The sequence below is a fragment of the Luteibacter sp. 329MFSha genome (assembly GCF_900111665.1).
Classification (GTDB): domain Bacteria; phylum Pseudomonadota; class Gammaproteobacteria; order Xanthomonadales; family Rhodanobacteraceae; genus Luteibacter.
The window spans coordinates 229,280-250,839 of sequence record NZ_FOJE01000001.1 but is presented as its reverse complement, the minus strand read 5'-3'; the positions used below and the strand labels follow the sequence as shown (position 1 = coordinate 250,839).

Annotated in this window: 24 protein-coding genes; 11 read left to right on the top strand and 13 right to left on the bottom strand. The window is 68.4% G+C overall.

What is annotated here, in order from left to right:
• Positions 1-12: 12 nt before the first annotated feature.
• From BMW54_RS01135 to BMW54_RS01120, 4 genes are all read right to left on the bottom strand, one after another.
• Positions 13-513, bottom strand: coding sequence for a TPM domain-containing protein (locus BMW54_RS01135; protein WP_090052250.1), 501 nt, complete (start codon positions 511-513; stop codon positions 13-15).
• Positions 513-1,409, bottom strand: coding sequence for a TPM domain-containing protein (locus BMW54_RS01130; protein WP_090052248.1), 897 nt, complete (start codon positions 1,407-1,409; stop codon positions 513-515). Before BMW54_RS01130 ends, BMW54_RS01135 begins: the two co-directional genes overlap by 1 nt.
• Complete coding sequence (locus BMW54_RS01125; RefSeq protein WP_090052246.1) at positions 1,409-2,032, bottom strand: LemA family protein; 624 nt, start codon at positions 2,030-2,032, stop codon at positions 1,409-1,411. The genes BMW54_RS01130 and BMW54_RS01125 overlap by 1 nt, the downstream gene beginning before the upstream one ends.
• A 63-nt stretch (positions 2,033-2,095) precedes the next feature.
• On the bottom strand, positions 2,096-2,470 hold the full coding sequence (locus BMW54_RS01120; RefSeq protein ID WP_090052244.1) for a diacylglycerol kinase: 375 nt from the start codon (positions 2,468-2,470) through the stop codon (positions 2,096-2,098).
• Positions 2,471-2,767: 297 nt separating this feature from the next.
• On the opposite strand from BMW54_RS01120, the gene BMW54_RS01115 reads away from it, so the two are divergent.
• Genes BMW54_RS01115 through BMW54_RS01095 form a run of 5 tightly spaced genes read left to right on the top strand, consistent with a single transcriptional unit; the run spans position 2,768 to position 7,854 of the window.
• Positions 2,768-4,303 (top strand): peptide MFS transporter, encoded by a 1,536-nt coding sequence (locus BMW54_RS01115; protein WP_090052242.1) that lies wholly within the window; start codon positions 2,768-2,770, stop codon positions 4,301-4,303.
• Between the two features lie 53 nt (positions 4,304-4,356).
• A complete protein-coding gene (locus tag BMW54_RS01110; RefSeq protein WP_254778989.1) occupies positions 4,357-5,637 on the top strand; it encodes an ATP-binding protein in 1,281 nt (426 codons plus the stop codon).
• Positions 5,634-6,212, top strand: a complete 579-nt coding sequence (locus BMW54_RS01105) for a response regulator transcription factor (RefSeq protein ID WP_090052240.1) — start codon at positions 5,634-5,636, stop codon at positions 6,210-6,212. Before BMW54_RS01110 ends, BMW54_RS01105 begins: the two co-directional genes overlap by 4 nt.
• A gap of 2 nt (positions 6,213-6,214) precedes the next feature.
• Positions 6,215-7,393: a sialidase family protein gene (locus BMW54_RS01100; RefSeq protein ID WP_254778987.1), complete on the top strand. Its 1,179-nt coding sequence runs from the start codon at positions 6,215-6,217 to the stop codon at positions 7,391-7,393.
• Entirely contained in the window at positions 7,393-7,854 is a 462-nt protein-coding gene (locus BMW54_RS01095) for a TlpA family protein disulfide reductase (RefSeq protein ID WP_090052239.1), read from the top strand. The genes BMW54_RS01100 and BMW54_RS01095 overlap by 1 nt, the downstream gene beginning before the upstream one ends.
• Positions 7,855-7,867: 13 nt before the next feature.
• On the opposite strand, the gene BMW54_RS01090 is transcribed toward BMW54_RS01095, so the two are convergent.
• The 3 genes from BMW54_RS01090 to BMW54_RS01080 form a co-directional block, all read right to left on the bottom strand.
• Positions 7,868-8,860 carry a sensor histidine kinase gene (locus BMW54_RS01090; protein WP_090052236.1) on the bottom strand — a complete coding sequence of 331 codons (993 nt, stop codon included), beginning with the start codon at positions 8,858-8,860 and terminating at the stop codon, positions 7,868-7,870.
• Between the two features lie 26 nt (positions 8,861-8,886).
• Positions 8,887-9,615: a response regulator transcription factor gene (locus BMW54_RS01085; RefSeq protein ID WP_036111366.1), complete on the bottom strand. Its 729-nt coding sequence runs from the start codon at positions 9,613-9,615 to the stop codon at positions 8,887-8,889.
• 119 nt (positions 9,616-9,734) lie between these two features.
• Positions 9,735-10,349: an arylesterase gene (locus BMW54_RS01080; RefSeq protein ID WP_090052234.1), complete on the bottom strand. Its 615-nt coding sequence runs from the start codon at positions 10,347-10,349 to the stop codon at positions 9,735-9,737.
• Between BMW54_RS01080 and BMW54_RS01075 the strand changes: the two genes are divergently transcribed.
• Positions 10,348-11,034, top strand: a complete 687-nt coding sequence (locus BMW54_RS01075) for an ABC transporter ATP-binding protein (protein ID WP_090052232.1) — start codon at positions 10,348-10,350, stop codon at positions 11,032-11,034. The two genes, BMW54_RS01080 and BMW54_RS01075, sit on opposite strands and share 2 nt — an antisense overlap.
• On the top strand, positions 11,031-13,514 hold the full coding sequence (locus BMW54_RS01070; RefSeq protein WP_090052230.1) for an ABC transporter permease: 2,484 nt from the start codon (positions 11,031-11,033) through the stop codon (positions 13,512-13,514). The genes BMW54_RS01075 and BMW54_RS01070 overlap by 4 nt, the downstream gene beginning before the upstream one ends.
• A gap of 15 nt (positions 13,515-13,529) precedes the next feature.
• Here the strand turns inward: BMW54_RS01070 and rimI are convergent, their stop codons facing one another.
• The 3 genes from rimI to pssA are packed head-to-tail and all read right to left on the bottom strand — an operon-like array spanning position 13,530 to position 15,259.
• Entirely contained in the window at positions 13,530-14,003 is a 474-nt protein-coding gene (rimI, locus tag BMW54_RS01065) for a ribosomal protein S18-alanine N-acetyltransferase (RefSeq protein ID WP_090052228.1), read from the bottom strand.
• A 4-nt stretch (positions 14,004-14,007) separates the two neighbouring features.
• Positions 14,008-14,469, bottom strand: coding sequence for a hypothetical protein (locus tag BMW54_RS01060; protein WP_254778985.1), 462 nt, complete (start codon positions 14,467-14,469; stop codon positions 14,008-14,010).
• Between the two features lie 4 nt (positions 14,470-14,473).
• Positions 14,474-15,259, bottom strand: coding sequence for a CDP-diacylglycerol--serine O-phosphatidyltransferase (gene pssA / locus BMW54_RS01055; RefSeq protein ID WP_090052225.1), 786 nt, complete (start codon positions 15,257-15,259; stop codon positions 14,474-14,476).
• A 156-nt stretch (positions 15,260-15,415) separates the two neighbouring features.
• On the opposite strand from pssA, the gene BMW54_RS01050 reads away from it, so the two are divergent.
• The 4 genes from BMW54_RS01050 to BMW54_RS01035 all read left to right on the top strand — a co-directional run bounded on the left by BMW54_RS01050 (position 15,416) and on the right by BMW54_RS01035 (position 18,706).
• The gene (locus BMW54_RS01050; protein ID WP_090176599.1) at positions 15,416-15,841 is read left to right on the top strand and encodes a DUF4124 domain-containing protein; all 426 of its coding nucleotides are present in this window, start codon (positions 15,416-15,418) and stop codon (positions 15,839-15,841) included.
• A 68-nt stretch (positions 15,842-15,909) separates the two neighbouring features.
• The gene (locus BMW54_RS01045; RefSeq protein ID WP_090052220.1) at positions 15,910-17,607 is read left to right on the top strand and encodes a proline--tRNA ligase; all 1,698 of its coding nucleotides are present in this window, start codon (positions 15,910-15,912) and stop codon (positions 17,605-17,607) included.
• Between the two features lie 355 nt (positions 17,608-17,962).
• Positions 17,963-18,286: an H-NS histone family protein gene (locus BMW54_RS01040; RefSeq protein WP_090052216.1), complete on the top strand. Its 324-nt coding sequence runs from the start codon at positions 17,963-17,965 to the stop codon at positions 18,284-18,286.
• A 39-nt stretch (positions 18,287-18,325) separates the two neighbouring features.
• Positions 18,326-18,706 (top strand): tautomerase family protein, encoded by a 381-nt coding sequence (locus BMW54_RS01035; RefSeq protein ID WP_090052214.1) that lies wholly within the window; start codon positions 18,326-18,328, stop codon positions 18,704-18,706.
• Between the two features lie 135 nt (positions 18,707-18,841).
• Here BMW54_RS01035 and BMW54_RS01030 read toward each other — a convergent pair whose 3' ends face one another.
• The 3 genes from BMW54_RS01030 to BMW54_RS01020 are packed head-to-tail and all read right to left on the bottom strand — an operon-like array spanning position 18,842 to position 21,537.
• A complete protein-coding gene (locus BMW54_RS01030) occupies positions 18,842-20,125 on the bottom strand; it encodes a threonine/serine exporter family protein (RefSeq protein WP_254778983.1) in 1,284 nt (427 codons plus the stop codon).
• Complete coding sequence (locus BMW54_RS01025; RefSeq protein ID WP_254778981.1) at positions 20,118-20,555, bottom strand: NfeD family protein; 438 nt, start codon at positions 20,553-20,555, stop codon at positions 20,118-20,120. The genes BMW54_RS01030 and BMW54_RS01025 overlap by 8 nt, the downstream gene beginning before the upstream one ends.
• A 19-nt stretch (positions 20,556-20,574) precedes the next feature.
• On the bottom strand, positions 20,575-21,537 hold the full coding sequence (locus tag BMW54_RS01020) for an SPFH domain-containing protein (RefSeq protein WP_090052210.1): 963 nt from the start codon (positions 21,535-21,537) through the stop codon (positions 20,575-20,577).
• Positions 21,538-21,560 lie beyond the last annotated feature (23 nt).

Here is a 21,560-nt window from a genome sequence, read left to right as displayed (position 1 = left end):
AAGGCATCCGGATCACAGCACCAGCGGATGATCCGGTAACTGGTTCTTGCGAGGTTCGCCGTCGCCCGGGAAATGGCGGGCCAGGAGGTCGCCGGCTTCCGCCACGCCGGTCTGCACGGCCTCACGGTAGCGCCCCTGCGCGAACGCATCGCGCATGTGCGCCGTGATCGCCGCCCATTCGGCCGGCGCGACCGCCTTCGCGATACCGCGGTCCGCGACGATCTCGATGCGGTGCTCGGCGAGCAGCACGTAGAGGAGCACGCCGCAGTTCTCCTCGGTGTCCCAGACACGCAGGTGCGAGAACAGCGCGGTGGCGCGGTCGCGGGCCGTGACGCCCGCCGCCACGTCGGCCAGGGACAGGCGCGATTCGATCACGACGCGAAGTTCCCCACGGTGACGTCCCTCGCCTTCGGCGACCGTCTTCGTGATCGCGTCCAGCGTCTCACGCGGAAAATGGCGACCGATCTGGAACCAGGCGCCGAAGAGGTTGCTGGCCATGCGTCCGAAATTCATCACCAGTTCCCCGATGCGCCGCCGCCACCGAAACTGCCGCCGCCTCCGCTGAAGCCGCCGCCTCCCCCGCCGCCGCCGAAGCCGCCGCCACCGAACCCGCCGCCACCGCCCCAGCCGCCGAAGCCGCCCCAGCCGCCACCGCCGATCGAACGGCCGGCGCCGAGGGGAATCGCCATGATCAGCGCGCCGGCGATGAGGCCGACCACGCCGCCGAGGATGGACTGCAGGAACAGCCAGCCGAGGCCGCCGGCGATCGCGCCACCGACCGGCATGCGCAGGCCGAGCGGCGCGCGGCCGAGGATGCCGCGCAGGAAGATCGCCCCGAACAGCAGCGGAATCAGCAGGTGGCCGAGGCCCCCGCGGCGCCGCTCGTGGCTCTCGTCCGGCGCGACGGGTGGCGGCAACGCTTCGCCCTGCACGATCTGGGTGATCGCGTTGAGCGCTTCGTTGATGCCACCGAAGTAATCGTTCGCGCGCAGCTTCGGCGCCATGTATTCGCGGATGATGCGCGACGCGATCGCGTCCGGCAGCGCCCCTTCCAGGCCGTAGCCGACTTCGATGCGAACGCGGCGATCGTTCTTCGCCAGCAGCACGAGCACGCCGTCGTCGGGCCCTTCGCGCCCCACCTTGTTCGTCTCCGCTACCTTGAGCGAGTAACTCTCGAGGTCCTCCGGCTGCGTCGTCGGCACCATCAGCACCACGACCTGCGCGCCCTTGGCCTTCTCCAGGTCAACGAGGCGCGCGTCGAGCTGCGCCACCTGCGCCTCCGTCAGCGTCCCGGTGAGGTCCGTGACGTGCCGAGCGAGCTTAGGTACCGCGACGTCGTCCGCCAGTGCCGCCGCAGGCGGCACCAGCAGGGCGACGGCGAACAGCAGGGCTGCCGCGAAACCACGCATCAGCGACCGGCCGTGGATGCCGGGGCCGGGGTGGAACCGAAATCGACGGTCGGGGCGGTGGAGATCGCCTTCTCGTTCTCGACGCTGAAGTTCGGCTTGACCTGGTAACCCATGACCTTCGCCGTGAGGTTGTTCGGGAACGAGCGGATCAGCGTGTTGTAGCTCTGCACCGCGGCGACGTAGCGGTTGCGCGCCACGGTGATGCGGTTCTCGGTGCCTTCCAGCTGCGCCTGCAGGTCGCGGAAGGAGCCATCGGCCTTGAGCTGCGGATAGTTTTCGCTCACCACCATCAGGCGCGAAAGCGCGCTGGTCAGCTGCCCCTGGGCCGCCTGGAACTTCGCCAGCGCCTCGGGATCGTTGAGAAGTTCCGGAGTGATCTGGGTCTGGCCGACCTTCGCGCGGGCGTTGGTGACCTCGGTCAGCACGCGTTCTTCGTGCTGCGCGTAGCCCTTCACCGTGTTGACGAGATTGGGCACCAGGTCGGCGCGGCGCTGGTACTGGTTGAGCACTTCCGACCAGGCGGCCTTGACCGCCTCGTCTTCGCGCTGGATGGCGTTGTATCCGCAGCCGCTCAGGAAGCCGGCGAGAAGGACGAGGGCGAACGCGCGGAGGAGTGTCTTCATGGCGGCGGTTTCCTTGGAGGTGTGCGGGGCACAACTTACCGCAAAGCCGGGCCGCGTGGACGCCTAGCCCAACAGCCGCGGCCCAAGGATCAGCGCCCAGCTGACCAGCACCATCATCATGAGGAGGAACACGGCCGCGGAGCCCATGTCCTTCGCCCGGCCGGCCAGTTCGTGGAATTCGGGACTGACCTTGTCGACCACGGCCTCGATGGCGGAGTTGAGCAGTTCGGCCGACAGGACCAGCATGGGAAAGGTGATCAGGACGATCTTCTCGATCGCCCCCTGCCCGAGCCACAGGCCGAGCGGCACCACCACGATGGCCAGGAGGACTTCCAGCCGGAACGAGGCCTCGTGGCGGAAACAGGCGCGCAGGCCCTGCATCGACCAGCGGAAGGCCGCATAGATCTGCCGCGGCCCGCGCCGCTCGGTCGATGCCATGCCGGTCAGGCCGCCGAAGCGGACGCCGGGCAGAGGCGCCTGGCGGTGAGGAAGTGGGTGCGGTGCGGCATCGGAGCGGATTCGGGCGCGGGAAACGGCCCGTATCATGCCACAGGCCGCCTTCCGGCCGGCTTAGGGCGAAGCGCCGTGGCGAATCGCCGCGCCCCTCTGGCGCTGCAACACGACCCGTCGGACCATTTGTATTACGCTTGAACGGTTGTGCCTTCGTTCAGGAGGCCGGCGATGGGAGCCGGGCGATCCGCCCGACTCGCTGCTTCCAATGTGTCCGGAAAATACATGCCCATCCAGAATCCACCCGTTTCTCAGACCAAGTCGTTCAGCACGGTCTTCCTCATCGAAATGTGGGAGCGCTTCGGCTTCTACGGCATGCAGGTGCTGATGGTCACCTACATGGTGAAGAAGCTCGGCTTCGCCGATACCGATGCGAACCTCGTCTGGGGCGCGGCCGCCGCGCTGATCTACGCCACCCCCGCCATCGGCGGCTGGATCGGCGACAAATTCCTCGGCACCCGTCGCACCATGCTGACGGGTGCGGTCGTCCTGATGGTCGGTTACGCCCTCCTCTGGATCCCGACCAACAACACGTACGCCCTTTATCTCGCCCTCGGCGTGATCGTCTTCGGCAACGGCCTGTTCAAGCCCAACGCCGGCAACCTCGTGCGCAAGATCTACGAGGGCGACGAGGTCCGCATCGACAGCGCGTTCACCATCTACTACATGGCGGTGAACATCGGCTCCACCGTCTCGATGCTGCTCACGCCCTGGATTCGCGACTACGTCGGCCAGCACTACGGCGACGCGCTCGGCTGGCATACCGCGTTCGGCGTCTGCTCCATCGGCCTCGTGCTCGGCCTCGTCAATTACTACTTCATGCGCCAGACGCTCGCGCACGTCGGCTCCGCGCCCGACGAGCGTCCGCCCGTCGCGAAGAACGTCATCGGCGTCGTCATCGGCGGTCTCGCGGTCGTCGGCGCCTCGGCGTACATCCTGCAGAACCAGAGCGTCGCCAAGGCCTGCGTCTACCTCGCGGGCGTCGTGATCCTCGGCATCTTCATCCACCTCATCCGTTCGAGCGAGCGCGGCGAGCGCGCCGGCCTGATCGCGGCGCTGGTGCTGACGGTGCAGACGATCTTCTTCTTCATCTTCTACCAGCAGATGTCGACCTCGCTGAACCTGTTCGCGCAGCGCAACGTCGACCTGTCGTTCAGCCTGTTCGGCTTCGAGCTGTTCCGCTGGATTCCCGAGCAGTTCCAGTCGCTCAACGCGATCTGGATCGTGATCCTGTCGCCGATCCTCGTGTGGCTCTACAACTCGCTCGGCAAGCACGGCAAGGACTTCCCCGTCGCCGCGAAGTTCGCCCTCGGCTTCGCCGCCGTGGCCGCCGGCTTCTTCATGTACGGCCTGGGTGCCACCACCGCGGTGAACGGCGCGATCTCGTCGTGGTACATGGTGTGGGGCTACGGCCTCTACTCGCTCGGCGAGGTGCTGGTCAGCGGCCTGGGCCTCGCGATGATCGCCCGTTACGTGCCGGCGCGCATGGGCGGCTTCATGATGGGCGCCTACTACGTCGCCGTGGGCGTCTCGCAGTACATGGGCAGCGTCGTGGCGAACGTCGCGGCGATTCCCGACAACATCACCAACCCGCTCGAATCGCTGGCGATCTATACCAGCCTGTTCAACAAGCTCGGCTTCGTCGGCCTCGGCTGCACGCTGATCGCGCTGGCCATGCTGCCCCTGATGAAGAAGCTTTCACTCGATCATGCGCTGGCGAACGTGCCGCCGGTGCCGCCCGTCCACAACGAAGACCTGTAACGCGGCGAAAGGGCCGTCCAGCGGGGCGGCCCTTTCGCGTTGAAGAGAACGCCGTGAGCGACACCCTGCATACGCCATCGTCCCGCTCCGGCCCGTTCGTGCTCGCACGAACCCTCGCCTGGCTGCGTCTGTGCGCGATCGCCGGGCAGAGCGTCGCCATCCTCTCCTGCGTCACGCTGCTGAAGCTCGACGTGCCGCTGCTGCCCCTGATGATCGGCGTCTGCGTGCTCGCGGTCTTCGCCGCCGCGGCCTCCTTCCGCCTCGGCATGCCGTGGAAGGTGACGGAGGTCGAGGCCGTGGTGCACATCGCGGCCGACACGCTCGTGCTGGGGTACCTTCTGTATTTCACCGGCGGCGCGTCGAATCCCTTCGTCACGCTCCTTCTCGTGCCCATCGCGCTCTCGGCCGCCGCGCTCTCGATCGCGGGCGTGTCGCTGGTGGCGATCCTCACCGGCGTCGCGTACGTGCTGCTGGTGCCTTATCACCTGCCCCTGCCGACCCTCGGCAACAAGAGTCTGGATTTCGACCTGTACGTCGCGGGCATGGGCGTCAACTTCGTGATCATGGCGATCCTGCTGGGCGTGTTCATCAGCAACCTCGCCAAGGCGATCCGCGTCCAGCAGGGCGAGGTGCAGCGCATCCGTGAACGCGCGCTGCGCGACGAGGGCATCCTCGCCATCGCCACGCAGGCCGCCGGGGCGGCGCACGAACTGAACACGCCGCTGTCGACGATGCGCACGCTGCTTCCCGAAATCCGGCGCGAGCACGCGACCGACAACCTGCTGGGCGAAGACCTCGACCTCCTCGACGGCCAGGTGGAGCGGTGCCGCACGATCCTGCGCGAGATGGTCGCCTTCGGCCAGGCGCAGCTCTCGCAGGTGCCGGAACGCATCACGCTCGACGAATTCGTGCACGTCTGCCTCGAGCGCTTCCAGTTGCTGCGACCCGAAGCCGACGTGGACGTCCGGCTCGAACCCGGCGCGGGGCGCATCGCGCTGCGCTCGCCACCCGGGCTACGCCACGCGCTGATCAACCTGCTCAACAACGCGGCCGACGCCTCCGCGATGAACGACAGCACGGCGGTGTCGCTGCGCATCGGCATCGTGGGCTCGTGGCTGGAGCTGACGGTGACGGACGAGGGCCCCGGTTTCGACGAGTTCGACGACCTGGGCACCCTCGGCCTGTCGCAGAAGGACACCGGACTCGGCATCGGGCTCGCGCTCGCCGAAGCCACCGCGGAACGCCTCGACGGCGAACTAGCGGCCAGCAACACGGGCCATGGCGCGCAGATGCGCCTGCGCCTGCCTCTTTCGGTCATCGGAGACCACGCATGAACGATCTCGTTCCACCCACCGGCCGCCCGCTGCTGATCGTCGACGACGACGCCACCTTCGCGCGCGTGCTGGGGCGTGCCCTCACCTCGCGCGGCTTCGAGGTGATCTCCTGCGACAACGCGGACGACGCGCGCGCGCTGACCCGCCGGCACCAGCCGCGCTTCTGCGTCCTCGACCTGAAGCTCGGCGACGAGAACGGCCTGCGCCTGATCCCCGAGCTGCAGTCGCTCGTGCCCGACATGCGCGTGCTGCTGCTGACCGGCTACGCCTCGATCGCGACCGCCGTCGAGGCGATCAAGCGTGGCGCCCACGATTACCTCGCCAAGCCCGTCGACGCCGACGCGGTGGTGCGCGCGCTGCTCGACGGCGACTCCGGCCCGGACCTCGACGACCTGGTCGACGCGCCCGATGCGCCACTACCGCTGCGGCGCCTGGAATGGGAGCACATCCAGCGCGTGCTCACAGAGTGCGAGGGCAACATTTCGGAAACTGCACGCCGCCTTGGCATGCACCGCCGCACGCTGCAGCGGAAGCTCAGCAAGCACCCCGTCCGCGAACGCCCCGACGAGCACTGAACATGCGCCGCATCCTCGCCCTCGCCTTCCTTCTCGCCTGTACCGCCGCCGGGCAGGCGCGCGACGCCATGGCCGGCATGGCGATGGGCCACGAGGCGCCGCTCGGATTCGACGCGGCACTCGACGACGCGGGACACCTCTGGGTCGTCGATAGCGTGGGCGAGCACGTGCGCGTGCGTCGTTCCGACGACATGGGCCGCACTTTCGCTCTGTCGACCATCGTCAACCCGACCGGCGAGCCCGTTTACGCCGAGGGCGAGAACCGGCCGAAGGTCGCGTTGGGCCCGGCAGGCGAGCTCTATGTGACGTGGTCGCAGCCGCGCAAGCTGCCATGGACGGGCTTCGTGCGCTTCTCGCGATCGCTCGACGGCGGTGCGCATTTCGACCCGCCGAAGACGGTGCACACGGACACCGCGGAAATCACGCACCGTTTCGACTCGCTGGCCGTCGACGCCCAGGGCAACGTGATCGTCGCCTGGATCGACAAGCGCGACCTCGTGGCAGCGACCGCGAAGAAGGCGCCCTACCTCGGCGCCGCCACCTATTACAGCTGGTCGACCAATCGCGGCGCCACGTTCGCGCCCGAACGCAAGATCGTCGACCAGAGCTGCGAATGCTGCCGCATCGCGCTCGCGCGGACGCCCGATGGCCGCGTCGACGCGTTCTTCCGTGCCATCTACGGCGACAACATCCGCGACCACGCCTTCGCGACGCTGCCGACGGACGGTGGCGCACCGAACGTGAAGCGCGCGACGTTCACGCGGTGGCACATCGAAGGTTGCCCGCATCACGGCCCCTCGCTGGCGATCGACGGACGCGGCACGCGACACGCGGTGTGGTTCAGCGCGGCCGACGGCAAGCCCACCATCTGGTACGGGCAACTCGCGCCGGGCGCCGACCCGAAGCACCTCGTCGCGGTGGCCGGGAACGGCGCCTCGCATGCGGACGTCGCGGTCAGCGGCGCGCATGTGTGGATCGCCTGGCACCAGATGACCGCGAACGGCCTCGACCTTACGCTGCGCGAGTCCACCGACGGCGGTGAGCACTTCAGCGAGCCGCGCGCCATCGCGCATGCCGACGGCCCCTCCGGCTGGCCGAAGCTGGTCGTCTGGAAGGATCGCGCGTTCGTCGCATGGAACCCCGACGGCCGGTTCCGTCTGGTGCCGACGGAGGCGCTGTGATGCGGCGGCTGCTTGCGGCGTTCGCCGCGCTAATCCTTGCGGCGCCCGCCTTCGCGGTCCCGCCGACGGCGTTGCAGGCCGAGGATGTTTCCACCCTGCTGAAGCCACCGGCGCAAGGGACGCGGGTGATCGCGCTGTGGGCCCTCGACTGCGCGTATTGCGAAGCCAATCTGGACGCACTGGCGACCTTCCGCGCATCGCATCCCGGGATCGAGCTCGTGATCGTCGCCACGGACCCCGTCAGCCAGGCCGCGGCTCTCGAAGCGCGACTGAAGACGGCGAAGCTCGATAGCCTGCCCACGCGCGCCTACGCCGACGCGACGCCCGACCGCATCAACTTCCTGCTCGATCCATCATGGGGCGGCGAGACGCCGCGCACGCTGGTGATCCGCGCCGACGGGACGCGCGACGCGGCCAGCGGTCTGCTCGACGCCGCCCGGATCGATCGACTGATCCGCTGACGGCGGGGAACGCTCAGGCTTCCACGGGCTGCGGATGCGGGAAGCGCACGCTGGCGATACGGCTGGCGCCCGGCAGCGCACGCAGTTCCAGCGGCCACTGGAAGCGATCCGAGAGACGACGTGCGATGGCGAGGTCGAAGCCGTGCCGGTCGACCGCCGCATGGCGGCGGCTGCCTTCCTCCGGCGCGTCGAGCGCGGGATTGATCACGCTGACGCTGCCGGGCATGACCGTCACGACGATCGTGCCCTGGTCGGTCTGCTGCAGCGCGTGGCGGATCAGCTGCCCGCAGAGCACCGCGAAAACGCGCGGCGAGGCATGCAGCGCGAAACTGGCCGGCTCGTCGAGCACGAGCTCCACCGGACGCCCGGCGATGAGCTCCCGCGCGTAATCCACCTCCTGGCGGAGCACGGCGTTCACCACGAAATCCTCCTCGGCCAGCCCCTGGTCCGACTCGCGCGAGAGGATCAGGAACGCCTCGACGAGGGCTTCCAGTTCCCGCGTGGAACGACGGATGCGCTCCAGCGAGCGGTGGCCGAACTCGGAGAGTTCCGCTTCGTCGGCGAGCATGTCCGACGACATCTTGATGACCGTGAGCGGACTGCGCAGTTCGTGGCTGGCATCGCGGGTGAAGTTTCGCTCCCGTTCGCCGTAACCCTCGATTCGCGTCGCCAGTCCATGCAGGCCCCGGATCAGGCTGCCGATGTCGCCGTCCGCGCGCTTGTCGCCCTCGCGATCGAGCCCTTCCATGTTCGGGCGATCGGGATCCCAGCCATCGAGCAGGCGGGCAAGCGCCGCCACGGGAATCCACTCCCGCGACACGGCGAGCCAGGCCAGCCCGCCCGAGCACAGCATGATCGCGATCACCGCGCCGACGGGGGCTACGTTGTTGGCCGCCATCAGCGAGGCGATGATCATCACCGCCGTCTGCAAGACGAACACGACGGCCACGCGCGCGCGAAACGAGCCGCGCCGTCGCCGTTTTTCCTTCGGTGCCCTGCCTTCCATCGATCAGTTCCGACCTTGCTCCCGCGTCATGCCGTCTGCGACGCGGCGACTTCGGAGTCGAGGTCGGCCAGGCGGTATCCCGCGGAGTGGATCGTGTGCAGCAGCGGACGATCGAACGGCTTGTCGATCACGCGGCGCAGGTTGTAGAGGTGCGAGCGGAGGGTATCCGAATCGGGCAGCGTGTCGCCCCAGATCTCGCGCTCGATGTCCCGACGGCTGACCACGCGCGGCGATTCGCGCATCAGGATCGCGAGCAGCTTCAGGCCGATGGGCGACACCGTGAGTTCCTGGCCGCCACGGGTGAGGCGCAGGGTGGCGGTGTCCAGCGTCATGTCGCCGACGTTGAGCACCTCGGACGACACCTGGCGGCGATCGCGGCGGATCAGCGCGCGCAGGCGCGCTTCGAGCTCACGGACTTCGAACGGCTTGACGAGGTAGTCGTCGGCGCCGGCCTCGAGGCCCACGAGCTTGTCTTCCAGCGTGTCGCGCGCGGTGAGCATGAGCACCGGGGTGGACTTCTTGCCGTCCTTGCGCAGCTTGCGGCAGACGTCCAGGCCGTCCATGCCGGGCAACATCAGGTCGAGCACGATCACGTCATAGCTGTTGGACACGGCCAGGTGCAGGCCGCTCACGCCATCGGCGGCGTAGTCGACCGAATAGCCCCGGCGCTCCAGGAATTCACCGACCATCTCGGCGATCTGGCGGTTGTCCTCGACCAGAAGGATCAGGCCTGCCTGTTCGTCGCGGTTGCTCATCGCTCCACTCCTTTCGCTGATTCACAAATGTGAAGAGTTAACGGCCGGACCGGTGAGAACAGCGTGAAGACCGAAAACGAGAATTCATTGTGGGTAGGGAAACGTGCAGGCGGCGTCGACTAACGCAGCATCGGGCTAAGCGCTTTCCACACATTCTCCGCCACCCGGGGTTCGCCCGCGGCCTTCGGATGCAGGCCGTCGTCCTGCATCAGCGCGGCGTCCAGCGCCACGCCGTCGAGCAGGAAGGGCACCAGCGCGACACCGTGCTTGCGCGCGGCATCGGCGTACACCTTGCGCAGGCCGTCGCGGTACTGCGGCCCGTAGTTCACGGGCAGCTCGATCCCCAGCAGGAGCACCTTCGACCCGGCCGCCTTGGCGGCGCCGATCATGGTGTCGAGATTCTGCGCGAGCTGGGCCAGCGGCAGTCCCTGCAGCCCGTCGTTGGCGCCCAGTTCGATGATCGTGACGCCCGGGCGCTGCTTCTGCAGCAGGCCCGGAAGGCGGTTGCGGCCGCTCAGGGACGTCTCGCCGCTGATGCTGGCATTGACCATCGTCCACGGCGTCGCCATCTTCGAAGTGCGCGCGTCCAGCAGACGCACCCAGCCGGCCTCCACCGGGATGTTGTGCGCCGCCGACAACGAGTCCCCGAGCACCAGCACCTTGCGCGGCGTTTCGGCCGCCTGGGCGATGGCGCATCCGACGAACAACAGCAACAGGACAAGGCAACGGCGCATGAGCGATTCTTCCCAGGTTCTTCTCGAAGTGACGGATGTTAGCAAGTCGGTTTTCGGCCCGGAGGGCAGGCTCGACATCCTCTCGGGCGTGAACCTGCGCGTCGCGGAGGGAGAAAGCTTCGCCATCGTCGGCGCTTCCGGCTCGGGCAAGACCACGCTCCTGGGACTGCTGGCGGGCCTCGACGTTCCCACGACGGGTGGGATCCGGCTCGACGGCCAGGCGCTGGAGGCGATGGACGAGGAAGCCCGGGCCGCGATCCGCCGGCGCCTCGTGGGCTTCGTGTTCCAGTCGTTCCATCTGCTCCCGGCCCTCACGGCCGAGGAGAACGTGATGCTCCCCCTCGAACTCGAAGGCGACGACTCGGCGCGCGAACGAGCCCACGCCGCGCTCGACGCGGTGGGCCTCGCCGCGCGGCGCCGGCACTACCCGGCCCAGCTCTCCGGCGGCGAACAGCAGCGAGTGGCCCTCGCCCGCGCCTTCGTGCACCGTCCGCGCATCCTCTTCGCCGACGAGCCGACCGGCAACCTCGACCAGCACACCGGCGAGCACATCGGCGACCTGCTTTTCGACATGAACCGGCAGCACGCCACCACGTTGATCCTCGTGACGCACGACCCGCGCCTCGCCGCCCGCTGCGCGCGCTCGGCGGAACTGCACGAAGGCCGTCTCGGAGTCACCGCATGAACGTGCTGCGCCTCGCCCTGCGCACGCTGCGCCGCGAGTGGCATCTGGTCGAGCTGCGCACGCTCGCCGCCTCGCTCGTGCTCGCGGTGATCGCCCTGGGCGTCGTCGCCACCCTCTCCACGCGCATCGAGCGCGGCATCCTCGCCAGCGCGGCCGAACTCATCGGCGGCGACCTCGGCGTCTCGGCACCGGCGACGCTCCCCGAACCCATGTCGCGTTCGGCGCAAGCGAACGGCCTCGCGGTCACCCGCGGCGCCTCGTTCCGCAGCGTCGCCTTCGTCGGCGACCGCAGCCAGCTCCTCGACGTGCTCGCCACCGACCGCGCGTATCCGCTGCGCGGCACGCTGGAAGTCCGCGGTGCCGACGGCCGCGACCGCGTCGCGCACGGACCCGGTCGCGGCGAAGTGTTCCTCGACCATCGTGCCATGGTCGGCCTCGGGATCCGCGCGGGGCAGACGATCCAGGTCGGTGGACGCGACCTCACCGTCGCCGCTGAACTGCTGCGCCAGCCGGACGGCGGCGAGCTCTTCGCGCTCGCGCCGCGCGCCCTGATGAACCTCGACGACGCCAGCGACGCCGGCCTGCTGTCCATCGGCAGCCGCGCGCGGCACCGCCTGCTCGTCTCCGGCGCGCCGGGCGCGGTCGCCGCGTGGCGCGCCAGCGCGGAACGGGAGTCCCTTCCGCAGGGCGCCGAGCTCATCACGCCGGAGAAGATGCAGGAACGCATGCGCACGGCCTTCGACCGCGCGAGCAGCTTCCTGCGCCTCACCGCGTTGCTGTCGGCGCTCCTCGCGGGCGTGGCCATCGCCCTCGCGTCGGCACGTTACGCGCGGCGCAAGGCCGGCGAGGTCGCGCTGCTGCGCGCGCTCGGCACGCCGCGACGACGCGTCGCCGCTCTCCTCGTGACCACGCTGGCCGCGCTGGCGCTAACCGCCGCCGCGCTCGGCATGGCGATCGCGCTGGCCCTCGCCCAGGGCGCGTGGTATTTCGCCAGCCAGCTGTTCGACAACATCCCGACCAGCCTCCCTCTGGGCCCCGCCTTCGCGGCGGCGGCGATGGGCCTCGCCGTGCTCGCCGGCTTCGCGCTACCGCCGCTCGTGCGGCTGGCGGAAGTGCCACCCGTCGCCGTCTTTCGCGAATCGATGCAGCGGCGCGTGCGCCGCTTCGACGCCCTGTACCTCGTGCCGCTGGTGACCGCGATCGGCCTGCTCTGGGTGCAGAGCGATTCCGCGAAGCTTGCCGGCATCCTCGCCGCCAGCCTCGCCGGGGTCGCGGTCGTCGCCGCCTTGCTGTCCGCGCTGCTGCTCGTGATCGCGCGGCGCGTCGCGCCCGGCGCGCACCCGGCGTTGCGGCTGGGCCTCGCGGCGCTCGCGCGACGCCGCGGCCTGTCGTTGGTACAGGCCACCGCGCTTTCGCTGGGTCTGTGCGCGCTCCTGCTCCTGGCGGTCATCGCGCCGTCGCTGCTCGAAGGTTGGCGACGCGAGCTTCCCGTCGACACGCCGAACTGGTTCGCGCTGAACCTGCAGGACGACCAGCGCGACGCGTTCACGCAGGCGCTGGGCGCCCTCGGTGCGAGCCGCACGAACATGATGCCGCTGGCCGTCGGCAAGCTCACCGCGATCAACGGCCAGCCGATCGACCGCATCGCCTTCGCCAACGACGAGGCCAGGGATTCCGCCGATCGTCAGCTGCGCCTGTCGTGGAGCGCCGAACTGCCGCCCTCCAACGAAGTCGTCGCGGGCCAGTGGCCCGGCGCGGCGCCGGCGCAGGCGGAGGTCTCCGTGGATACGTCGTGGCGCGATCGCTACCAGCTGAAGCTCGGCGACACGCTGAGCTTCGAAGTCGGCGAAGGCACGCTCGACGCACGCGTCACCAGCGTGCGCAAGGTCGACTGGAGTTCGTTCCGCGTGAACTTCTTCCTGCTGCTCGACCCGGCCCATGCGAGCGAACTACCGCACACGTGGCTGACCAGCTTCTACCTTCCGCGCGGCCACGGCGACGCGCTCGCTAAGGTGTCGCGCGACTTCGGCAACCTCAGCCTCATCGATGTCGACGCGCTGCTCGATCGCGTGCGCGAGATCGTCGACCGCGTCGGCGGCGCCGTGCGCTGGGTGCTCGGATTCAGCCTGCTCGCCGGGGCGCTGGTGCTGACCGCCGCGCTCGCGGCGAGCGCGCAGGAGCGTCGCAAGGAGGCCGCCCTGCTCCGCACGCTAGGCGCGACGCGCGCGCAACTGCGCGCCGCCGCGGCCTGCGAGTTCGCGCTGCTCGGACTCGTCGCCGGCCTCACGGCGGCGTTCGGTGCGCTGGGCGCGGGTCTGTGGCTGGGCAACGCGGTGTTCCGCATCGAGGACTTCGTGCCGCCGGTATGGCCGCTCGTCGCCGCGGCCGCGATCGCCGCTTTCATCGTGATGATCATCGGGCTGCTCGGCACGCGAAAGGTGCTGCGCACGTCGCCGATGGCCCTGCTGCGGGACGGGTGATGCCAGGAGGGTGGCTCAGTCCGGCGCCACCATCTCCAGCGACATCACGATCGCGTCCTCGCGACCGCCCTTCGCCGGGTAGTACGAGGGGCGTCTGCCGATCTGGGTGAATCCGAGCGAGTCGTACAAGGCTTTCGCCACCGGATTCGACGGTCGCACCTCGAGGAAGATGCGCTCCGCGCCGTACCAGCGGGCGAGATCGATCAGCCGGCGCATCATGCGCCGGCCGTAGCCGAGCCCGCGATGCGTATCGGCGATGCAGACGTTGAGCACGTGGGCCTCCCCCGCCGCGACGGAAAGGATGCCGTAGCCGGCGATCTCGCCGTCGTGCACCAGCACCCAACAGTTGTGCCCGGCCTGCAGGCAGTCGCGAAAGATGCCGGCGCTCCAGGGGAAGTCGTAGGACGCATGTTCGATGGCGACGACGGCGTCGAGGTCCTCGCGGCGCATGGCGCGGACTTCCGTCGAGGGGCGGGCCACGGCGACCATCGATTCAGGCTCCGCGAAGCGTGCGTCCGAGCGCGCGCAGACCGTTCCACAGCCGTCGCTTCGCCGCGGCGTCCGCGACGATCGCCGCCGGCGGATCGACGAGAACGATCTGGGCTTCGCTCATGACCGCCGCCGGAAGCTCGTGACCCAGTGCCCGTGCCTGCGCCTCACCGAAGACGAGGTACGACCGCGCCACCGGCACACCCGTAAGGCCCTTCGCGTCGACGTGCATGCGCGGGGCGCGTCCGAGAACGGGGCCTCGACCGCGCAGGGCACGTCCGACGAGATCCAGTTCGCGCTCGGTGGCGTTCGCGGGCAGCACGACGACGCAGTCGACGCGACCGCGCGATGCATCGTTGGCGGCGTCGACGGGCATCTCCGGCATGGCCGGTGCGCTGCGCAGGCGCCAGGGCGTGACCCCCATCACCCTGAGCAGACGATCCCGACGTTCCGGTCCGGCGACCACGGCGTTACTCCGGCGCCCTGGCGTGACGACGTGCCCGGCGACGGCGCGTGGCGCGCCCCCACAGTGTCATGATCGGGCCGGAGATCGTGTAGATCACCGCCACGGCGAACAGCACCCGGGCGGTGTCGACCAGCAGGAGCACGACGATCAGCACCGCCGCGATGAGCCAGATGAAGGGCACCCGGTCGCCCTTCGGCCACGCCTTGAAGCTGTAATAGCGTACGTTGCTGACCATCAGCAGACCGGCGATGACCGCCAGGGGCATGGCGACGAACGCGACCGACGGGCCGGCGATGTCGAACTTCTCCATCGTCCAGACGAACGACATGCAAAGGCCCGCCGCGGCCGGGCTGGCCAGGCCCTGGAAGTAACGCTTGTCGGCGACCCCGACCTGCGTATTGAAGCGGGCGAGGCGCAATGCCGCGCACACCGCGTAGATGAAGGCCGCTGCCCAGCCGATCTTGCCCCAGACCGGGCCATACGCCGCCAGCGACGACAGGGCCCACGTGTACATGACCAGCGCCGGGGCGAGGCCGAAGCTGACCAGATCCGAGAGCGAATCGTACTGAACGCCGAATTCGCTCTGCGAGTTGGTCAGGCGGGCGACCCGTCCGTCCATGCCGTCGAGGATGCCGGCGACGAAAACGGCCAGCGCCGCCACCGCGTAATGCCCGCCGATCGCGGACACGATCGCGTAGAAACCGGCGAACATCGCGCCCGTCGTGAAGAGGTTCGGCAGCAGGTAGATGCCGCGATGACGCGGCCCCTGGGCCTGGATCGGATCGCTCATGGGCCATTCCGTGACGTGGGCCGACAGTGTATCCCAGGCGCCGTGAAGCGTCAGTGCGGCGCCGCCGGGCGAGAATCGCGATCCCGTCGCTTGCGCGGCCGACGGGCCGGTGATACTTGTGTCGCCCACCTCTATCATCGTTGCCGGAAGGCCCCCATGCGTCGTTGCCTCGCCCTTGCGATTCTCGTGACGGTCTGCCCGCTCGCCTTCGCCCAGGCCTATAAGTGGAAAGATGCGCAGGGTGTGACGCACTACGCGGACGCGCCGCCGCCGGGCAGCGTCCGCTACGAGAAGATCAAGACCACGGGCACCGTGGAAGCGCCCGCTCCGCCCCCCGCCACCGCGAAATCCGGGTCTGCGGACGACGGCAAGACTTCCGCCAACCCGGCCTCGGCCGAGGACACCCCGGCGAACCGCAAGAAGCTCTGCGACCAGCTGCGGAAAAATACCGACATCCTGACGAACGAGCGGGTCGTGACGATGGACGACGGGAAGGGTGGCCAGGCCCCCCTCGACGACGCGGCTCGCAAGCGGCAGATCGAGACCACGCAGGCGCAGATGACGCTTTACTGCAAGTCGTGACGGAGCGAGCGGCGGCTGCGCGGCGTAAACGCCTATAATCCCGGCTTTACCGTCCGGACCGCTCGCCGATGCGCCTCAGCCAGTTCCACCTCGCCACCGTCAAGGAAGTCCCCGCCGATGCGGAAATCGCCAGCCACCAGCTGATGCTGCGCGCGGGCATGATCCGCAAGCTCGCCTCCGGCCTGTACACCTGGACGCCGCTGGGCCTGCGCGTGCTGCGCAAGGTCGAGCAGGTCGTCCGCGAGGAAATGGTCCGCGCGGGCGCGGTGGAAATGCTGATGCCGTCGGTGCAGCCGCGCGAACTGTGGGAGGAGACGGGCCGCTGGGAGAAGTTCGGCGGCCAGCTGCTCAAGATGAAGGATCGCAAGGAACAGGACTTCTGCTACGGCCCCACGCACGAGGAGGTCGTGACCGACTTCGCGCGCAACGAGCTGAAGAGCTACAAGCAGCTTCCGCTCAACGTCTTCCAGATCCAGACCAAGTTCCGTGACGAGATCCGCCCTCGCTTCGGCGTGATGCGCGCGCGCGAGTTCCTGATGAAGGACGCCTACTCGTTCCACCTGACGCAGGAATCGCTCGCCGAGACCTACCAGGTGATGTACGACGCCTATTCCCGCATCTTCACCCGGCTGGGCCTCGCGTTCCGCGCGGTGGATGCCGACACCGGTGCGATCGGCGGCAGCGCGAGCCACGAGTTCCAGGTGCTGGCCGATGCCGGCGAGGACGCCCTCGCCTTCTCGGACGAATCGGCCTATGCCGCCAACATCGAACTGGCGGAAGCGGTCGCGCCAGCCACGGAACGCCCTGCCCCGTCCGCCCCGCTGACGCGCGTCGACACGCCGAAGCAGCGCACGATCGAGGAAGTCACCGCGTTCCTGGGCGTGCCGGCGTCGCAGGTCGTCAAGACGATCCTCGTGCGCGGCCGGGAGGGCCTCGTCGCCCTTTGCGTGCGCGGCGACCATGAAATCAACGAAGTGAAGGCGGCGCACCTGCCCGAGCTGCCGGACGACTCCGAGCTCGCGAGCGAGGCCGAGATCCTCGCCGCGACCGGTACGCGCCCGGGCTTCATCGGTCCGGTGGGCCTGCCCGATTCCATCCCGGTGATCGTCGATCGCAGCGCGGCCGTGCTCGCGGACTTCGTCTGTGGCGGCAACGCGGACGGCACCCATTACACCGGCGCGAACTGGCAGCGTGACGCGCGCATCAACCGCGTCGCCGACATCCGCAAGGTCGTCGAGGGCGACCCTTCCCCGGACGGCAGGGGCACCATCCGCCTCGGCCGCGGCATCGAGGTCGGCCATATCTTCCAGCTCGGGCAGAAATACGCCGAGGCGATGGGTGCCGGCGTTCTCGACGACCAGGGCAAGATGCGGACCATGTTCATGGGTTGCTACGGCGTCGGCGTCAGCCGGATCGTCGCCGCGGCCATCGAGCAACGCCACGACGATGCCGGCATGATCTGGACCGATGCGATGGCGCCCTGGCGCGTCGCGGTATGCGTCATCAATCCGAAGAACGACCCGGTGGTCGCCGAGGCCGCCGAGTCGCTTTACCAGGCGCTCGCGCAGGAAGGCATCGATGCGGTGCTCGACGACCGTGGCCTGCGCCCGGGCCCGATGTTCGCGGACATGGAATTGATCGGCATCCCGCACCGCGTGGTCGTCAGCGGTCGCGGCCTGGAGGCCGGCACGTTCGAATACCGAGCGCGCACCGACAGCGAAGCGCGCAACGTGTCGCGCGAGGAGCTCTTCGCCATCCTGGCATGAGCCAACCGCACGTCCGATGGATTATGCCCGCGTGCTTTTCATGCACGCGGGTTAATTCGATTAATGCGAAACATCCAATGCGATGACCGCCCTAAGCCCGTCTCGATACGCGGCCGAATCCCATGCGAATGATCCATCTAGGGAATGGTCGGCGCCATTTCGGGAAAGGCACGCGTAAAGACCGGACTGTAGGGCGTTTCCGATACTAACGTCGGAAACATGCAAAGGTCTCGATAATGGATGACATTATTTCGCGGATTAGGTCACAATTCAGTGTGTCCGCATTAATCGCGCACTACGCGACCCGTAATTCGCCGGGTCGACGCTGATCAAATCCACGCAATGGGAGATGCCAATGGCCGTCGATATCAAGAATCTCAACCATAACCAGCTCGAAGAGCTGATCGCCAAGGCCCAGACCCGTCAGACCGAACTGCGTAAGGAAAAGGTCGGCCGGCTGCGCGAGAAAATCAACGCGCTGATCAAGGCCGAGGGCTTCACGTTCGACGACGTGTTCGGCGCCCGCGCCCCGAAGTCGAAGCGCGCCGGCGCCACCGTCGCCGCCAAGTACCGCAACCCCGCCGACGCCTCGCAGACCTGGTCCGGCCGCGGCAAGCGCCCCCGCTGGTTCAACGATGCGCTCAAGGCCGGCAAGAAGGAAAAAGACCTCCTGGTCTGATCCCCATCACCGCACCGCGGCATTCATAGGGAGCCACTCATGCCTCTCGTCCGGATCGATCTGCGTCGCGGCAAGGATGCCGCCTACCGCACCGCCCTTGGCCGCGCCGTGCACGATGCCCTCGTCAGCATCGGCGTGCCCGCCGACGATCGTTTCCAGGTCATCGCCGAACACGACACGGAAGGCCTCGTCTACGACGCCCATTACCTCGGCATCGAACGCACCGACGACATCGTTCTGGTGCAGATCACGTTCAACGACACGCGCACTGTCGAGCAGAAGAAGGCCCTGTACAAGGCGATCGCCGAGAACCTCGGCCGATCGCCGGGGGTGAAGCCCGGCGATGTCTTCGTCAGCCTCGTCGAGGTGAAGAAGGAGAACTGGTCGTTCGGCAACGGCGTGGCGCAATACGCCAGCTGAGCGGCGTGCTTTGGTAGGAGCGCGCCCTGCGCGCGACATCTTTTGAGGCCACGCCCCCGAGCTGGCGCGCCAGCTTGGGGATCGGGGCGAAACGATGTCGCGCCCGGGTGCGCTCCCACAAGTGGGTGGTCGCGGTTACAACGACCGCCGTGGCGCCACCAGCAGGTCGCCGAACAACAGCCCCGCGACCAGCGAGACCAGCAGCGTCACACCGAGAAGACCCGTGTCGACACCCAGCGAGGCGTCGCGATCCAGCAGGTACGACACGCTGCGGAAACTGACCGATCCGGGTACCAGGAGGATGATCCCCGGCTCGCGAACCACCGCGCCCGGTTGCTGCGCGTAACGGGCATACACGTTGCTCAGCGAGCCCAGCAGCACGCCACCTACGAAGACGCCGAAGGGTGCGCCGGGCAATGAACCGGAGATGCTTCCGCCCCACGTGGTGGCGAGATAACCGAGGATCACCGAGGCCATCACGACGAGCCAGTCGCGGCGCGCGGCCCGGAAAAGGATCGCGAACGAGAACGCGCCCAGCAACAGGATGGGCCAGTCCGCCCAGCCGGGCAGCGGCGGCAACGCGTAGTTACGCGGCTCGATGCCGAATGCCTCACACAGCTGGCTCGCGGCCACGGTACCGAACGTCAGCTTGAGCAGGGTCGCCATGGCGCCGCCCATGCGGGCGACGCCGGAAACGAGGTGCTGGCTCGATATCTCGCGAACGGCGGTCGTCAGCGCCATGCCGGGCATGAGCACGATCAGGCTACCGAGGATCACGGACTTCACGGCCAGCGGCACCAGATAGGCGCTGACGACGATGGTGATGACGGTCGCGACCATCGCGCTGATCGCCTCGCTCGCCGCCGCCAGGCGCGGCCGGCTGCCCGAGGCGACGGTGATGAGTCCGATGATCACGCCGATCACGCCGGCGGTGATGAGGTCGGGCCAGGAGCTGTGCAGCAACAACGCCACGACGGCGGCGGCGCAGAGACCATAGCTGGCGATGACGCCGAGTTCCGCGCGGAAGGTTTCGGGCGCCCCCAGTTTGCGCAGCAGATGAAAGCCTTCGCGCAACTCCATCTTGCCGTCGATGACGGCGTCCGCGATCCGGTCGGCCTCGCACAGGCGCCCCAGGTTCACGTCACCGGGGGGCAGGCGCATCACCTGCGTGACCTGGGCGACGCTCTCTTCGCCCTGTCCCAGATCCGCGAACGACACGATGATGGCCGTGGGACTGGACCATACCTCGGCGGACAGGCCCAGCCGTTGCGCCGAGCGCGAGACGGCCGTCTCGAGACGGGGTGCGGTCGTGCCGTACTGATGCAGCCGGCGGGCGAGTTCGGTAAGGAAGGCGATGCGGGTGTTGATCGCCGTCGTGGCGAAACTCACCGGTACCGCCAGCGGCACGGCTTCAGCCAACGTCCACCGCCTTCACGCGCAGGGTCGTGCCGTCGATGCCGATGACTTCCACCGGCGCGCCGAGCGGCAGGTCGGGTCCCGCGACGAGCCACATGCCGTCGCCGACCTTCGCCTTGCCGCGCCCGTTCACGATCGCCTCGCAAAGAACGAAACGCTGGCCGACCAGCTGCTCACCGCGGCGGTTCAGGCGCTCGTTGCCGTGCGGAACGCGCTCGATGCGCGGGCGCACCAGCTTCCAGTAGGCGAAACACGAGACGAACGCGAAGACACCGAACACGATGGCCTGCGCCAGAGCGCCCATGTCGGGCACGGCGAGCAGGACGATGCCCATGGCGGCGGCCGCGATGCCGATCCAGAGCATGAAGTAGCCCGGCAGCACCACCTCTCCGCCGATCAGCAGCAGCGCGACGATCCACCAGACGTAGTGCATGGCGACGTTTTCCATGGCGTCAGCGCGGCAGGGGCGGCGTGCGGTTGGGCGCGGCGTCGGCCGGAGGCCGGCCCTGCGCCGCCAGCGAATCCTTCGCCAGTTCCGCGATGCCGGCGAGCGAGCCGAGGATGCCCGTGGTTTCCATCGGAAGCAGCAACGTCTTCTGGTTGGGCGACTTCGCCATTTCCTTCAGCGCCTCGACGTAGTTGTTCGCCACGAAGTAGTTCAGCGCGTTGACGTCGCCTCCGGCGATCGCCTGCGAAACCATCGTGGTGGCTTTCGCTTCGGCCTCGGCGAGGCGTTCGCGCGCCTCGGCTTCACGGAACGCGGCTTCCTTCTTGCCTTCGGCCTCGAGGATGGCCGACTGCTTCTCGCCGTCGGCCTTGAGGATCGCCGCCTGGCGGAAGCCCTCGGCATCGAGGATGTTGGCGCGCTTCTCGCGCTCGGCCTTCATCTGGCGCGCCATGGCGTCGACGAGGTCGCGCGGCGGGGAGATGTCCTTGATCTCGATGCGGGTGACCTTGACGCCCCAGGGATGCGTCGCGTCGTCCACCACGCTGAGTAGCTTGGCGTTGATCGCGTCGCGCTGGCTGAGGCTCTCGTCGAGATCCATGGAGCCGAGCACCGTGCGGATGTTGGTCATGATGAGCGCGAGCGCCGCGGTTTCGAGGTTCGACACCTCGTAAGCCGCCTTCGCCGCGTCGAGCACCTGGTAGAACACCACGCCGTCGACGCGCACCACCGCGTTGTCCTTGGTGATGACGTCCTGCGAGGGAACGTCGAGCACCTGCTCCATCATGTTCATCTTGCGCCCGATCGCGTAGACGAACGGAATCAGGAAATGCAGACCGGGTGTCAGGGTGCCGGTGTACTTGCCGAACATCTCGACCGTCCACTCGTAGCCCTGCGGCACGATGCGGATCAGCTTCGCCAGCACGATCACGACCACCGCCACGACGACCAGCGCGACAAGACTTCCCATGGCCCGTTTCTCCCTCTCCCGAT

What these genes read in the sequence shown, in the direction of transcription:
- BMW54_RS01135 (WP_090052250.1), bottom strand. Translation starts at nt 513, where the DNA reads ATGAATTTCGGACGCATGGCCAGCAACCTCTTCGGCGCCTGGTTCCAG.
- BMW54_RS01130 (WP_090052248.1), bottom strand. Translation starts at nt 1,409, where the DNA reads ATGCGTGGTTTCGCGGCAGCCCTGCTGTTCGCCGTCGCCCTGCTGGTG.
- BMW54_RS01125 (WP_090052246.1), bottom strand. Translation starts at nt 2,032, where the DNA reads ATGAAGACACTCCTCCGCGCGTTCGCCCTCGTCCTTCTCGCCGGCTTC.
- BMW54_RS01120 (WP_090052244.1), bottom strand. Translation starts at nt 2,470, where the DNA reads ATGGCATCGACCGAGCGGCGCGGGCCGCGGCAGATCTATGCGGCCTTC.
- BMW54_RS01115 (WP_090052242.1), top strand. Translation starts at nt 2,768, where the DNA reads ATGCCCATCCAGAATCCACCCGTTTCTCAGACCAAGTCGTTCAGCACG.
- BMW54_RS01105 (WP_090052240.1), top strand. Translation starts at nt 5,634, where the DNA reads ATGAACGATCTCGTTCCACCCACCGGCCGCCCGCTGCTGATCGTCGAC.
- BMW54_RS01100 (WP_254778987.1), top strand. Translation starts at nt 6,215, where the DNA reads ATGCGCCGCATCCTCGCCCTCGCCTTCCTTCTCGCCTGTACCGCCGCC.
- BMW54_RS01095 (WP_090052239.1), top strand. Translation starts at nt 7,393, where the DNA reads ATGCGGCGGCTGCTTGCGGCGTTCGCCGCGCTAATCCTTGCGGCGCCC.
- BMW54_RS01090 (WP_090052236.1), bottom strand. Translation starts at nt 8,860, where the DNA reads ATGGAAGGCAGGGCACCGAAGGAAAAACGGCGACGGCGCGGCTCGTTT.
- BMW54_RS01085 (WP_036111366.1), bottom strand. Translation starts at nt 9,615, where the DNA reads ATGAGCAACCGCGACGAACAGGCAGGCCTGATCCTTCTGGTCGAGGAC.
- BMW54_RS01075 (WP_090052232.1), top strand. Translation starts at nt 10,348, where the DNA reads ATGAGCGATTCTTCCCAGGTTCTTCTCGAAGTGACGGATGTTAGCAAG.
- BMW54_RS01080 (WP_090052234.1), bottom strand. Translation starts at nt 10,349, where the DNA reads ATGCGCCGTTGCCTTGTCCTGTTGCTGTTGTTCGTCGGATGCGCCATC.
- BMW54_RS01070 (WP_090052230.1), top strand. Translation starts at nt 11,031, where the DNA reads ATGAACGTGCTGCGCCTCGCCCTGCGCACGCTGCGCCGCGAGTGGCAT.
- rimI (WP_090052228.1), bottom strand. Translation starts at nt 14,003, where the DNA reads ATGGTCGCCGTGGCCCGCCCCTCGACGGAAGTCCGCGCCATGCGCCGC.
- pssA (WP_090052225.1), bottom strand. Translation starts at nt 15,259, where the DNA reads ATGAGCGATCCGATCCAGGCCCAGGGGCCGCGTCATCGCGGCATCTAC.
- BMW54_RS01050 (WP_090176599.1), top strand. Translation starts at nt 15,416, where the DNA reads ATGCGTCGTTGCCTCGCCCTTGCGATTCTCGTGACGGTCTGCCCGCTC.
- BMW54_RS01045 (WP_090052220.1), top strand. Translation starts at nt 15,910, where the DNA reads ATGCGCCTCAGCCAGTTCCACCTCGCCACCGTCAAGGAAGTCCCCGCC.
- BMW54_RS01040 (WP_090052216.1), top strand. Translation starts at nt 17,963, where the DNA reads ATGGCCGTCGATATCAAGAATCTCAACCATAACCAGCTCGAAGAGCTG.
- BMW54_RS01035 (WP_090052214.1), top strand. Translation starts at nt 18,326, where the DNA reads ATGCCTCTCGTCCGGATCGATCTGCGTCGCGGCAAGGATGCCGCCTAC.
- BMW54_RS01025 (WP_254778981.1), bottom strand. Translation starts at nt 20,555, where the DNA reads ATGCACTACGTCTGGTGGATCGTCGCGCTGCTGCTGATCGGCGGAGAG.
- BMW54_RS01020 (WP_090052210.1), bottom strand. Translation starts at nt 21,537, where the DNA reads ATGGGAAGTCTTGTCGCGCTGGTCGTCGTGGCGGTGGTCGTGATCGTG.